Here is an 11,878-nt window from a genome sequence, read left to right on the forward strand (position 1 = left end):
TTTATTCCTCCTCGGCAGCATCGCCGCCCGGTTTGGGCTGGGCTGCAAGTGTTTTCAGCAGGCTGGGGTCCTGCATGATTTTCGAAATCAGATCCTCGGCCCCGGTTTTGCCATCCATGTACGTCATCAGGTTGGACAGCTGCGTCCGCGCATCCAGCAGCTCTTTCAGCGGAGCAACCTTGGCGGCGATAGCAGCAGGGCTGAAATCGTCCATACTTTCGAAAGTGATATCCACCGCCAAATTACCTTCACCGGTCAGGGTGTTCGGCACGGTAAACGCTGCACGCGGCGCCATCGACTTCATCCGGTCATCGAAATTGTCGACGTCGATCTCCAGGAATTTCCGGTCAGCGACGGCAGGCTGTTCCACCTCAGACTTACCGGCCAAATCGCTCATGACGCCCATAACGAAGGGCAGCTGCACCTTTTTCTCGGCTCCGTAAAGCTCCACATCATATTCGATCTGAACCCTCGGAGCCCTGTTCCGGGCTATGAATTTTTGTGAACTGTCAGCCATCTGTTGCTCCTCGATTCATCCGTCAGTTTTTTGTTTCGGTCCCCGCCCCGGCGCTGCCGGGCGCGGATTAAAATCCATCGTCATCATCATCTTTCAGGCCACCAATCTGGCGTACTTCGTCCAGGCCTTCCTTGGCCATGTCTTCGATGATCGTAAGAAAGTCGGCATTGACCAAGCGCTTGGCCCGCTCCAGCAAAATGGGAAGCGGGCTGGATGGCTCGCACCGCGCATAGTAGTCCATAATGCGATCCAGCATCCGGGTCACATCGTCGGGCGAATTGATCGCACCACCGCCCGCAGGTGCAGGCGCTGCCGCACCACCAGTCGGGGCCGCAGAAGGCGCTGAAACGCTTGCATCTACCATGTCATCGGCAGAAACCTCACCAACATCGGCATATTGGGCCAGTGCTTGCTTGATGCTCTTGAGCCCCACAATCAAAGGATCCAGATCGGGGCCTTCGCCTGGCGTCTTGTCCGAGAACACAGCGTCAATCGCGCTGACATCCTCTAGCGCTGACGAAACCGCATCGGCATTTGCAGACAGCACCTCGTCATCGGTGTCTTTGAAGGCTGCAGCAACGCTGTTGGCGTCCGGGATGTCGTCCAGATCGGCGGGCATATTGATCCGACCATCCACAACGTCCAAGTGACGCAGAGTCATGCGCCCAAACATACGGCTGTCCGTCAGACCCGTGCGACGCAGCGCTTTTACCATGCGATCCGACGAAGCCAGACCACGCACCGCGTTGATCCGCATTGTCGCATCGCCATCATCTTCGTCCAGCTCGGGGTGACATGTCTCCCAGAAATCTTCGAGCAGGGATTTGATATAATTCAGAGAGGTCGCAAATGCAGGCAGGCCCTTGGTGTGCAATACGGCCTCGGCCAGATAAACTGCGGCACGCAGGTCATGGCTTTGCTCCATGATCGCCAGCGCTTTGGACTCGACATCGCCCCAATCCTGTTCTTCGGCAGCGACGACCTCGTCACCCATTTGCCGTTCTTCGCCGGGCTGCGCGGCTATTTCCAGATCGGTAAACGCCGGATCATATTCCAGGTTTTCGCCGCTCGGCTGGTCCTCGTTTCTGGGCTCCAGATAAGACGATAAATTCATACTCTCCCCAATAACGTGGCGGTTGAGAACCGCTTTTTCGTTTGTTGGCACCGCTTAACGTGATGTTCCCGACTACCAATATGAACTATTTCACAGAGTGACAAAACTTGCACACATTTCACGTTTTAAGCCCAGTCATTGTGTTGAATCAGCCGCACACCCGGCACAAAGTCAAACCTTAAAAATACGTTTTTTTTACGACATTGCTTGGCCGCTACGGTGGGCAACAGCGATTTTTCTTTTGCCTGACGGATTTAGATGTAGTTGCAATGTATTTTTTTCTTCTTGCCTGCGGTTCAATGCTGCAATGATTGCTCAAAGTCGGACGAAGCGGTGTTTCGGAACTACGGCGCAAGCCCGCCAATCGGGAATGGGGAGAAGAATGAGAACAAGACTTATTGCAGCCATCGCGCTTTCATGTGCAGCTTTAATGGCCCAGGCGGACGAAAGCAGGCTTTCAATCGAGCTTAACAAATTCGAACCCGGCGAAGCAGGAGGCTGCCGCGCATTTTTCCTTTTTCGCAATCAGACAGACAACAGTTTCGAAGAATTTGAAATGTCGCTCGCGATCCTTGACAAAGATGGGGTGATCGACCGGCTTCTGTCGATTGACGCCGCCCCTCTGCCCGTTCAGCGGACCACTCTGAAACTGTTCGAAATCCCCGAAATTGAGTGCTCGGATATTTCTGAAATTCTGCTGCACGACCTGCCTGCATGCAAACCGCAGAATTCCGACCCTGTCGATTGCTTCCCGCTTCTGGCGCTGGACAGCAAGACCGCTGCCAATCTGGCGCAATAAGTCATGCCGGGCTTGGAAAACTTGGGCACCGGAGGCCCAATCATCGCCATTCTGGGGCTGCTATCCCTGCTGTCTCTGACCATAATCGTCGTCAAAGTGATCAAACTGGCCCCTGTCAATTCGGGCGGACCAGTAAGGGACGCAGCTTTTGTACAATGGTCCAAGGGCGAACGGCAAGCAGCGCAGCAGGCTGTCGCCGCGGGCAAATCCCCAGCGGACCGGGTGTGTGCCTACGCGATGCAGGGGCTTATCGACGGCTTCAAAGGCCCCGCCTTAATGGCCGAGCTGACACGGCGCGGCAATTTGGAATTTGCCACAATGATCAGCTGGATTCGCGTGCTGGAATTGATTGCAATGATCTCACCCCTGCTGGGTTTGCTGGGTACAGTGACCGGAATGATCCAGTCTTTTCAAGAGCTCGAGCTGGCACAGGGCGCTGCAAATGCCTCGGTTCTGGCAGGTGGTATATGGCAAGCACTTTTGACGACTGCAGCAGGGTTGGTGGTCGCCATTCCAGCCGCGATTGGGGCTTCATTACTATCAGGTCGGGCCGAAGCCGGCGCACAATCCATCGAGAACGCAGTGGGCCAACTCATGGTATTGGAGGAGCGCGGCGCGCATTAGGAAGATGTCGATGGACAGCGATCTCAGCCTGAACAGACGCAAGCCAACCCGGCCATTGATCTCGCTGGTGCCGATGATCGACGTCATGTTGATCTTGCTGGTGTTCTTCATGGTTACGTCGACGTATTTGAACCTCGACATGATCCCGGCGCTGGCGCAGCGCGACAGCCCCGCACAAGGGACGACCGGAGAGGGCACAGCTGAAACGTTACTGATCCGCATAGGCACGGACGGAGCCCCGTTTCATCAGGGCCAAGCGGTATCTCATGATGATTTGTCCGACCTATTGACCCGACGCCTAAGCCGAGACCCCGATCTTCAGGTCATCGTGCTGCCTACCGGAGGGGCCAGGCTACAATCTCTTGTATCGGTCATGGATACAGTCACCCAGGCCGGGACCGTGAACATGCGCGTGGTTCGACTGGAGGCTAGCCCGTGAAAATCACCCGCCCTGCCCCACGCCACCACCCCGAAACGATCATTGCCCTGATCGACGTTGTTTTCTTTTTGCTGGTCTTCTTCATGTTGATCGGACGTATGGATGCCACGGCACCCTTTGACGTGGCTCCGCCCGTCGCGGTGACCGGCGCGGACATGCCCGCAGGCGGCATCACAATCTCGGTGGCAGCAGATGGCATAATCGCATTGGACGGTGAGACCGTAGCGCCGGAAGACATCGAGCGTCGCGTTCAGTCGTTGCTGGTGGCCCAACCAGACATTCTGATCCGCATCAATGCGCATCGCGAAGCAACTTTACGATCAATCCTGCCCCGTATTGCTCAGTTTGAGGCTATGGGCGCTCGCGATGTGGTGTTGGTAGTAACCCCTCCGGGATCGCCGCAATGATCCGGGGGACCGTCTTATGGGGTATCGGGCTGGTCGTTTCACTCGCCCTGCATGTCGGAGGCGCCATTGCCCTTATCTGGAGCGTGGAGCCCGAACCGGTTGATGAACAGCCGGTTCCCGAAACACAAATGCAGCTGTCGGCCCACCGGGTAAAACAAAGCGAGGCCGTTGAATCTCAACCAGACTCAGAAACCGCTCAAACCGAGGACGCCTCGGGCGCGCAGCTGGGCCAAAGCACGATCCGACAGTCAACAGCGACTGCAGCTCAGCTTCCTCAGCAGCTGGTTGCAGTGACTATTCCGGACACCGATGCTTTGTCGGCGTCTGAGGCAAAGCTCGAACCCGCGCAGTTCGTTTCCGCCACATCTCAGCCACTGCAAGCGACAACATTACCCGCTTCGCAGTTGGTCTCTGCCGCGGTACAGGCCAATCCGGTCTCATTGAAGCAACCGCTGGCGCAAGCCGTGCCTCTGGCGCAACCCACTGCGGACGTCTCACAATCCGTGCAACTCCAACCCGTCGTCCTGACACAAACGGTTCCCGACATCCCGCAAACTGCAGCATCCGAGGTGTTTTCCACCTCTGGCGACGGACCGATAGACCCGGTCTCATTGGCCGCGATCCAGAGCTTTATGCAGCCGGAAGATGCCGGAAAATCGGCCGAGAACCTGCGCGACGGGATCGATGGACTTTTGGCGCAAGTCCCCTGCGCACGGCTGCAGGTTCAGTTTCAGCCAGACACAAACACTTTGCAGCTTATTGGACATATCCCCGAGGGTGGATTGCGTAACCCGGTTCTGGCCGCTCTTCAGACGCAGATGGGTTCCAACATCCAGGTCGAGGACAAGTTGCGCATCCTGCCGCGCCCGCAATGCGGCGCACTCAGCGGAATAGCCGATATTGGCTTGCCACAATCAACGGACCAGATCACCAATCCACTATTGATTGGGGAAGACGTTCACGCGCGTGCGTTTCGCTATGTGAACGGTCAACAACTGGTTCTTGATTTGACCGGAGCAGACTACGACGCATACGTCTATGTCGACTACTTTGATGCCCAAGGGCAAGTCATCCATTTGCGACCGAATGCATCGACCCCGATGCAGCCGACACTTGCAAAGTCCGCATTGCGCGTGGGCGCGGCCGCGCCGGGTGATCCCGGCCTTTTCATCACGATAGGTCCACCCTACGGACAGGAAATCGCCGTCGCCTTTGCTGCGTCAGATCCGCTATACCAAGAGGATCGCCCACTAATCGAACCGGCCGATGCTTACCTTAAGTTCCTCAAATCTCGCGTCGCCGAAGCTCGGGACGTGAACCCCGACTTCAAAGGAGAGTGGGTCTATTTCTTTATCACCACAGCCGAGCGTTAGAGACGCACCAAATCCGTGATCTAAGCAGAAGGACCTGCTGCCTTCACCCCGATGCTAATCCCGAACGCTGGACCTCAGGATCTACGCAGACTGTGCCGCTCTGATCTTGGCAACTGTTTGCTGAATATCCAAAATTTTGTTTTCCAATTCCGGGGCATTCAGAGAACCCTCACTGGCCAAGGTATCTTCTACAGCGCGCAGCCAGCAATCAAAATAAGCCGTTTCCACCGCCCGTGCCGTACCTGCTCGGTTGCGCCTTTCCGTTTCTGTGATCAGGGCCGCAAGGCAGGATTGAAACGTCGTCCAAGGGAAATGCCCTTGTTGGACCATGGCCACGACAAGAGCGAATATCCGAGTCTGCCATGGAGCAAGGAACAAAGGGCCGTTTTCATCCAGCCCGGGGATCGAGCGACGGACGTTTTGCAACGCCACGTCATGGGCATCACACATCGTCAAGATAACTCTCCCAAAGATCAAGACAGACGCAACCATTGGCGTCTGCAGCACTGCCCCACAAATCCTTGGACGAAAATTCGACCGTATAGCAATGCTGAGGATCAGGGCCTTGCCCGCTTGCCATCGAGTCGGCGAACTGAAACACCCCCATATCGGCGATGACCTTCCCGACGTGGTTGCGTACATAACGAGGCACCCGCGTGTGACCAACGGGACTGTTGGCCCGAACGCGCACCGACTGACCGACGGCAAAGCGTGGCGTGGCAGTGGTTGGGGGAAATGTCATCTCGGCCCCTGCCTTGGTGGCCGCCAGTATGTCAGCCGGACCGACCGCCGGATGATCACCCTGCGGGATATCGAACCGTTTCAAACCCGATGCGACTTCCTGTGGGTCAACCAGGCCCGCAGCTTGTACCAGCGCCGTCGCGGCCACGCTCCATTTTTCAAAGTAATCCAACCGCAGGTAATCCGCGGGGGCAATCCGTTCGATTGCCGCGCGGTGTTCATCGGCGCAGAAAGGCACGGACCAAGCCAAAGCCTCGGTCAGGGCAAAAGCGCGCTTTTGCCAATTGTGTTCAAAGGCCCGATCCTGATCGCAGGGAACCGGGCCAAACCCGTGCATCCCGCCCATATCATGAATGCCATCCATACCCTGCCCCTAGACCAAAGCCGTGCCGATCATGCCGTTGCGGGTGACACGATCAGCCAGTTCTGCAGCGGAAAGCCCCTCGGTCCCGTCGGGGCGGCGTGGCAGAACCAGATAGCGGATCTCGGCCGTGCTGTCCCAAACCTTGATCTGCACCTCTTCAGGCAGGCTGACACCAAATTCCGCCAAAACCGAGCGGGGTTCACGCACCACACTCGACCGGTAGGCGGGGCTTTTGTACCATGTGGGCGGCAGGCCCAAAACCGGCCATGGATAGCAGGAACACAAGGTGCAAACGATGACGTTGTGAACCGCGTCCGTGTTTTCGACCACCCGGATATGTTCGCCCTGGAACCCGCTGAACCCCATCGCATTGATCGCCGCGGACCCGTCGCGCAGTAGCCAGTCTTTGTATTCCGGATCCGTCCACGCACGCGCCACCACAGCCGCGCCGTTGCGCGGGCCGGTTTCGCGCTCATAATATTCAACGATACTGTCCAGCGTTTCGGGTTTGACCAACCCCTTGGCCACCATCAGCTCCTCCAGCGCGCGCACGCGCAGGGCGGGGCCTTCTTCCAGAGGATCGTGATCATGGGGCATGGCTCGGTTACTCCATCGCGCCGAGAATACGAGCGAGGTTCGAGAACCGCGCGATCAGGGCGAAAATCACGATATTTATCACCATGAAGATCACCGCAATCGACGCAATAACCGGCGTGTAGCCATAGCGCAGGGCGTTGAAAATCTTGATCGGCAGTGTCTCGACCGAGAAGCCCACGGTCATAAGCGCGATGATGTATTCATTCAGGCTGAGGACAAAGCAGAACGCAAACCCCGCAAAGGCAAAGGGGGCGGCAATCGGCAGGATCACCGTGCGGAAGACAACGGCGTTTGAGGCGCCCATGGTCTGGCTGGCCTCGATCAGCGCGTGATCGACGCTTTCCAACCCCAGAGAGATCGTCACCAAAGGCAGGGCCAGCAGGAAAACCGCATGGGCAATGATGACGTTGATCATCAGCCCGTTCAGCCCAATCCCGGTGAAGAACAACAGGAAGGCCAGCGCCATGATGACGGGCGGCAGGATAAACGGTGCTACCCCAAGCGCCAGCAGCGCCTTGGCATAGCGCAGTCCATAGCGCCACGCGAAATAGGCCACCGGCATCGCGATCAGAACCGAAAGGCTGGCCGAGGCGAAGGCGATGAACAAAGAGTTTTTCAGCGCAGTAAACCAATCATTCGCCACAAAAACCTCGGCATACCAGCGGAAGGAAAAGCCGCGCGGCGGGAAGGCTAGGAACTTTTTGGCGTTGAACGAAACGGCCGCAATCACAAGGATCGGCCCGATCAGATACAGCGCGAACAGCGCCAGATAGATACTGCGCAGCGCCCTCATGTCTTTTTCCCCGAGAATTTCGTGACCAGCCAGATCACCGTCGCGCTGAGAACCAGCAACACCACCGCCAGCGCTGAGGCAAAGGGCATATTGAAATTGAATATCGCCTGATCCGTAATCAGCACTGACAGCGTCCAGTGTTCGGGCTTACCCAGAACCTGCGGCACAATGATGGCCCCTAGCGTCAGCACGAAAACCGTCACCCCGCCCGAGATGATCGCAGGCCGCGTAACGGGAATGATCACCGTGAAAAACGTCCGCAAAGGCGAAGCCCCAAGCGTGCGCGATGCCTCGATCAAGCTTTTGTCCAACCGGCTTAGCGCGGGAAACAGCAGCAAGACCGAAAACGGCACGGTCAAATAGACCAGCGCGGCGACCACAGCGCCTGCCGAGGGGGTCATGGCAAAGCTTTTCTCAATCACCCCGATCCAGACAAGTATGTTGGCCACGCCTGCGGTGCGGGACAAAAGGATTTGCCAGCTGAAGGCGATCAGCACTTCGGACAGGGACAGCTGCGCCAGAATGTAGATCAACCAAAAGGTCTGCGAGCGCGGAGGGAAAGTGGTCAGGAAATAGGTGAAGGGATACGCGATCAGCAGGCTCAGCACTGCGATCAGCGCGCACAGACCTGCTGAGAACAACGCCCGCTCGATATAGAACCAGGTCAGAAATCGTTCAAAATGCTGGAGGTCAAAGCTGGTGGCATAACCTCCGTCATCGGTAGGCGTGGACACACTGGTCAGCAGGATCAGGACGAAGGGGATCACAAAAAACGCCCCGATCATCACCGAGGACGGGATCAGCCCGATATAGCGGGAAAGCGCGCTTGTCTGCATTTCGCCCTCCTATACCGCCAACACGCTGCAGGCCGTAGCAGGCATTTCAACATGGACCTGATCACCCACTTTCACATTGGGCCAGTCCTTTGGTGTCAGGACCGAGATCACCTCGTGCCCGGCGCAATCCACCAAAATCTCGATCGTGGCGCCGATATCGCGCACGAATGTCACCGTACCGGTGACTGAGTTGGCCACATCCACGTCCGAGGGATGATGCACGAACACCTCTTCGGGGCGGGTCATCAGCAGAACGTCATCGCCCTTGGTGAAGGTTCCAGTGTTGCCGTCCACCGTCAGATCAACCCCGTTCACATGTACACGGTCAGGCCCTGACATCTTGGCAGGCAGCAGGTTGCTGGTGCCGATGAAACCGGCCACGAATTTGTCGACCGGGGTCTTGTAAATCTCCATCGGGGTGCCGGTCTGCAGCACCTGCGCCTTTCCCATGACCACGATCTGATCGGCCATCGTCATCGCTTCGGTCTGGTCATGAGTGACGACGACAGTGGTGATCCCAAGCTCTTGTTGCAGCTTGCGCAGCTCGATCTGCATGACCTCGCGCAGATTGGCATCCAGCGCTGACATCGGCTCATCCAACAAAAACACATGTGGGTTCAGCGCAAGGGCCCGTGCGATGGCGACGCGCTGACGTTGACCGCCCGACAGCTGCGAGATTTTGCGGCCCTCAAGCCCCGGCAGGTGCACCATGTCCAGTAACTGCCGCGCGCGATCCTCGCATTCTGATCGGGAATGGCCCCGAATGCGCATCGCATAGCTGATGTTTTCGCCAACATTCAGATGCGGAAACAGCGCAAAGGACTGAAACACCATGCCGATATTACGCTGATGCACAGGCACGCCGGTCAGGTCCTGATCCTCGAAACGGATCGTGCCTTGCGTGGGTTCGTCCAGCCCGGCGATCATCCGCAGCAGCGTGGTCTTGCCACAGCCAGACGGACCCAGAAAACAGATCATCTCGCCGGTATTGAACTGAAGGTTCACATCTTTAACGGCCGTCACAGTGCCGAATTTCTTGGTGACGTTTTCGATGCTTAAACCTGGCATAAGGGTCTTTTCTTTCAACAAGGGAAGCGGCCCGCCCCACCTGCGCGGGACGGGCCAGTGTCGTGAGTGGTGTTAGCCCGCGATCATCTGGTTCCAGGTGTCGGAAATCCAGTTGGCATGCTCTTTGTAGACATCATACCGCGGAACGATTGGAGCCTCGGGGCTGCTCACCGCGGCGAGTTCTTCGGCGGTCAGATCGGTCAGGCTCGGGTCGATCACAGGAGCGGTGCCGACATTGCGCGACAACAACGCCTGCGTTTCGGGCGCAGCGATGAAGTCGATAAATGCGTGGATCTCATCCAACGGTTTGGCGTGTTCAGGCACGATCCAATAGCCCGAGTCCACGATCCCACCCTCTTTCGGGAAAGTCGAGACAACCGGGAAGCCTTCGGCAGCGGCCAGACCGGCCACGTCGTGATAGTACTGGCCCATCGGAATCTCACCGTCCTGCAGCGCTTGCTGGAACGCGCCTTCGTCCTTGTACCAAAGCCGCACATTGGGCACTACTTCGGACAGCTTTTCGAACACTTGTTGGATGCCATCTTTGGTATCAAGTATGTCCGTTCCACCAAAGAAAGTCGTCGCCGTTACCTCAAGCATGTACGAGTTCGAGGCCAGACCCAGAAGACCGATCTGATCTTTGTATGTCTCATCCCATAGCGCGGCCCAGCTGTCAGGAGCCTGCGGGATTTCGTCCGAATTGGTGCACAGCGTGATATACCAAGACACCGCGCCAACACCGAACAGGTTTCCGTCGTCATATCTGTCCTGGAACGAGTCGGTCATGTTGGCAAGGTTCGGGATTTTGGTGTCGTCCAGCGCCTTGAACACTTTCTGATCCGCCCCTTGACTGCGCGGAATACCCGCCATCAGCGACACATCTGCCGGGGCGGTTTTGGCGCGGGCAGCGTTCTTGATCTGCACCAGCCATGTCTCACCGGTAGGAACGGCGACCGAGTTCACTTCGATCCCGGTGGCCTTGGTGAATTCGGGGAAGATGAACTGCTTGAAGCTGTCTTCAAAGAACCCACCATAGGTTCCAACCTTGAGCGGCTGCGCCGCCTGAACGATGGCTGGCGCGGCTAGTGTGGCAGCCCCGGTTGCAGCAGCAGTGCCTAGAAATCGGCGGCGTGAAAGGGTGGTTGGCATTGTGATCTCCTGTTGGTTTTGTTCAGTTGGCCCGGTTTTTGGGCAGGACGCAAAGCATTTCATAGGCCAGATTGGCCCCGATCAGCGCAGTGCAGCCGCTAACATCATATTGCGGCGAGACCTCGACCAGATCTGTGCCGACAAGGTTCAGCCCTGCACAACCGCGCACGATTTCGAGCGCCTGAATATTGGTCAGCCCGCCCATTTCGACCGTCCCGGTTCCGGGCGCGTAGGCCGGGTCCAGACTGTCGATATCAAAGGTCAGGTAGGTCGGCACATCCCCGATCCGCGCGCGAATGTCCTGCATCAGGGGGGTCAGGGATTTGTGCCAGCACTCCTCGGCCTGAATGACAGTAAAGCCTTGATTGCGGCCCCAGTCAAAATCATCGGGCGCGTAACCCGTCCCCCGCAGGCCGATCTGGAACACCTTGTCATTCTGCAACAGCCCATCTTCGACCGCACGGCGGAACGGAGTGCCATGGGCGATCTTTTCGCCAAACATCTCGTCATTCGTGTCCGAATGCGCATCCACATGGATCAAGGCCACCGGACCGTGTTTGCGGGCGATCGCGCGCAGCACCGGATAGGTCAGCGTGTGATCTCCGCCCAGTGTGATCGGAACCACATCGTGGCTGAGTATCTCATCATAAGCCTCGGTGATGATGTCCATGGTTTTCTTAAGATCAAACGTGTTGATCGCCACATCGCCAATATCGGCCACCTGCATCTTGGCAAATGGTGCCGCGCCCGTGGCCATGTTGAAGGGCCGCAACATGCAGCTTTCGGCGCGGATCGCACGTGGCCCGTGACGCGTTCCCGTCCGGTTCGAGGTGCCGATATCCATCGGAATGCCCACGAAACAGGCGTCCAGTCCGGCGGCGGTTTCCTGCGCGGGCAGTCGCATCATTGTCGTGCCGCCTCCGAAACGGGGCATGTCATTGCCGCCCAGGGGTTGGTTGTAACGCGGCGCGGTCGTGTCTGGCATTATGGTTCCTGCAGCTGAGGTCATACGAAAGTCCTGCTGACCCTAATTGGCTCGGTTGGGCCAAAAAATAGC

Annotated in this window: 15 protein-coding genes; 5 read left to right on the forward strand and 10 right to left on the reverse strand. The window is 57.4% G+C overall.

Annotation, left to right across the window (positions count from 1 at the left end; translation table 11 throughout):
* Position 1: 1 nt before the first annotated feature.
* A complete protein-coding gene (gene tssB / locus AC2TAD_RS19660; protein WP_170356373.1) occupies positions 2 to 517 on the reverse strand; it encodes a type VI secretion system contractile sheath small subunit in 516 nt (171 codons plus the stop codon).
* A gap of 67 nt (positions 518 to 584) precedes the next feature.
* Entirely contained in the window at positions 585 to 1,631 is a 1,047-nt protein-coding gene (tssA, locus tag AC2TAD_RS19665) for a type VI secretion system protein TssA (protein WP_480869827.1), read from the reverse strand.
* A gap of 382 nt (positions 1,632 to 2,013) precedes the next feature.
* Between tssA and AC2TAD_RS19670 the strand changes: the two genes are divergently transcribed.
* The 5 genes from AC2TAD_RS19670 to AC2TAD_RS19690 are packed head-to-tail and all read left to right on the forward strand — an operon-like array spanning position 2,014 to position 5,273.
* Complete coding sequence (locus AC2TAD_RS19670; RefSeq protein WP_170356421.1) at positions 2,014 to 2,430, forward strand: hypothetical protein; 417 nt, start codon at positions 2,014 to 2,016, stop codon at positions 2,428 to 2,430.
* Between the two features lie 3 nt (positions 2,431 to 2,433).
* Entirely contained in the window at positions 2,434 to 3,054 is a 621-nt protein-coding gene (locus tag AC2TAD_RS19675; protein ID WP_480869829.1) for a MotA/TolQ/ExbB proton channel family protein, read from the forward strand.
* Between the two features lie 10 nt (positions 3,055 to 3,064).
* A complete protein-coding gene (locus AC2TAD_RS19680; protein WP_480869831.1) occupies positions 3,065 to 3,493 on the forward strand; it encodes an ExbD/TolR family protein in 429 nt (142 codons plus the stop codon).
* Positions 3,490 to 3,900 carry an ExbD/TolR family protein gene (locus tag AC2TAD_RS19685; RefSeq protein ID WP_170755837.1) on the forward strand — a complete coding sequence of 137 codons (411 nt, stop codon included), beginning with the start codon at positions 3,490 to 3,492 and terminating at the stop codon, positions 3,898 to 3,900. The genes AC2TAD_RS19680 and AC2TAD_RS19685 overlap by 4 nt, the downstream gene beginning before the upstream one ends.
* Positions 3,897 to 5,273 (forward strand): DUF4384 domain-containing protein, encoded by a 1,377-nt coding sequence (locus tag AC2TAD_RS19690; RefSeq protein WP_480869834.1) that lies wholly within the window; start codon positions 3,897 to 3,899, stop codon positions 5,271 to 5,273. Before AC2TAD_RS19685 ends, AC2TAD_RS19690 begins: the two co-directional genes overlap by 4 nt.
* Positions 5,274 to 5,354: 81 nt before the next feature.
* On the opposite strand, the gene AC2TAD_RS19695 is transcribed toward AC2TAD_RS19690, so the two are convergent.
* The 8 genes from AC2TAD_RS19695 to speB all read right to left on the reverse strand — a co-directional run bounded on the left by AC2TAD_RS19695 (position 5,355) and on the right by speB (position 11,806).
* The gene (locus tag AC2TAD_RS19695) at positions 5,355 to 5,723 is read right to left on the reverse strand and encodes a nitrile hydratase accessory protein (RefSeq protein WP_480869907.1); all 369 of its coding nucleotides are present in this window, start codon (positions 5,721 to 5,723) and stop codon (positions 5,355 to 5,357) included.
* Complete coding sequence (gene nthB / locus AC2TAD_RS19700; protein ID WP_480869836.1) at positions 5,716 to 6,378, reverse strand: nitrile hydratase subunit beta; 663 nt, start codon at positions 6,376 to 6,378, stop codon at positions 5,716 to 5,718. Before nthB ends, AC2TAD_RS19695 begins: the two co-directional genes overlap by 8 nt.
* A 9-nt stretch (positions 6,379 to 6,387) precedes the next feature.
* Entirely contained in the window at positions 6,388 to 6,975 is a 588-nt protein-coding gene (nthA, locus tag AC2TAD_RS19705) for a nitrile hydratase subunit alpha (RefSeq protein ID WP_480869838.1), read from the reverse strand.
* 7 nt (positions 6,976 to 6,982) lie between these two features.
* Positions 6,983 to 7,768 carry an ABC transporter permease gene (locus AC2TAD_RS19710; protein ID WP_170755832.1) on the reverse strand — a complete coding sequence of 262 codons (786 nt, stop codon included), beginning with the start codon at positions 7,766 to 7,768 and terminating at the stop codon, positions 6,983 to 6,985.
* A complete protein-coding gene (locus tag AC2TAD_RS19715; protein ID WP_480869840.1) occupies positions 7,765 to 8,604 on the reverse strand; it encodes an ABC transporter permease in 840 nt (279 codons plus the stop codon). Before AC2TAD_RS19715 ends, AC2TAD_RS19710 begins: the two co-directional genes overlap by 4 nt.
* Positions 8,605 to 8,613: 9 nt before the next feature.
* Positions 8,614 to 9,672: an ABC transporter ATP-binding protein gene (locus AC2TAD_RS19720; protein ID WP_480869842.1), complete on the reverse strand. Its 1,059-nt coding sequence runs from the start codon at positions 9,670 to 9,672 to the stop codon at positions 8,614 to 8,616.
* Between the two features lie 72 nt (positions 9,673 to 9,744).
* Entirely contained in the window at positions 9,745 to 10,821 is a 1,077-nt protein-coding gene (locus AC2TAD_RS19725) for an ABC transporter substrate-binding protein (RefSeq protein ID WP_480869843.1), read from the reverse strand.
* A gap of 22 nt (positions 10,822 to 10,843) precedes the next feature.
* Positions 10,844 to 11,806 carry an agmatinase gene (gene speB / locus AC2TAD_RS19730; RefSeq protein WP_170356360.1) on the reverse strand — a complete coding sequence of 321 codons (963 nt, stop codon included), beginning with the start codon at positions 11,804 to 11,806 and terminating at the stop codon, positions 10,844 to 10,846.
* Between the last annotated feature and the right edge of the window lie 72 nt (positions 11,807 to 11,878).

Source organism: Ruegeria sp. HKCCD7628, assembly GCF_057221005.1.

Coding starts and splice junctions, on each gene's coding strand:
- tssB (WP_170356373.1), bottom strand. CDS start 517: ATGGCTGACAGTTCACAAAAATTCATAGCCCGGAACAGGGCTCCGAGG.
- tssA (WP_480869827.1), bottom strand. CDS start 1,631: ATGAATTTATCGTCTTATCTGGAGCCCAGAAACGAGGACCAGCCGAGC.
- AC2TAD_RS19670 (WP_170356421.1), top strand. CDS start 2,014: ATGAGAACAAGACTTATTGCAGCCATCGCGCTTTCATGTGCAGCTTTA.
- AC2TAD_RS19675 (WP_480869829.1), top strand. CDS start 2,434: ATGCCGGGCTTGGAAAACTTGGGCACCGGAGGCCCAATCATCGCCATT.
- AC2TAD_RS19680 (WP_480869831.1), top strand. CDS start 3,065: ATGGACAGCGATCTCAGCCTGAACAGACGCAAGCCAACCCGGCCATTG.
- AC2TAD_RS19690 (WP_480869834.1), top strand. CDS start 3,897: ATGATCCGGGGGACCGTCTTATGGGGTATCGGGCTGGTCGTTTCACTC.
- AC2TAD_RS19695 (WP_480869907.1), bottom strand. CDS start 5,723: ATGTGTGATGCCCATGACGTGGCGTTGCAAAACGTCCGTCGCTCGATC.
- nthB (WP_480869836.1), bottom strand. CDS start 6,378: ATGGATGGCATTCATGATATGGGCGGGATGCACGGGTTTGGCCCGGTT.
- nthA (WP_480869838.1), bottom strand. CDS start 6,975: ATGCCCCATGATCACGATCCTCTGGAAGAAGGCCCCGCCCTGCGCGTG.
- AC2TAD_RS19710 (WP_170755832.1), bottom strand. CDS start 7,768: ATGAGGGCGCTGCGCAGTATCTATCTGGCGCTGTTCGCGCTGTATCTG.
- AC2TAD_RS19715 (WP_480869840.1), bottom strand. CDS start 8,604: ATGCAGACAAGCGCGCTTTCCCGCTATATCGGGCTGATCCCGTCCTCG.
- AC2TAD_RS19720 (WP_480869842.1), bottom strand. CDS start 9,672: ATGCCAGGTTTAAGCATCGAAAACGTCACCAAGAAATTCGGCACTGTG.
- AC2TAD_RS19725 (WP_480869843.1), bottom strand. CDS start 10,821: ATGCCAACCACCCTTTCACGCCGCCGATTTCTAGGCACTGCTGCTGCA.
- speB (WP_170356360.1), bottom strand. CDS start 11,806: ATGCCAGACACGACCGCGCCGCGTTACAACCAACCCCTGGGCGGCAAT.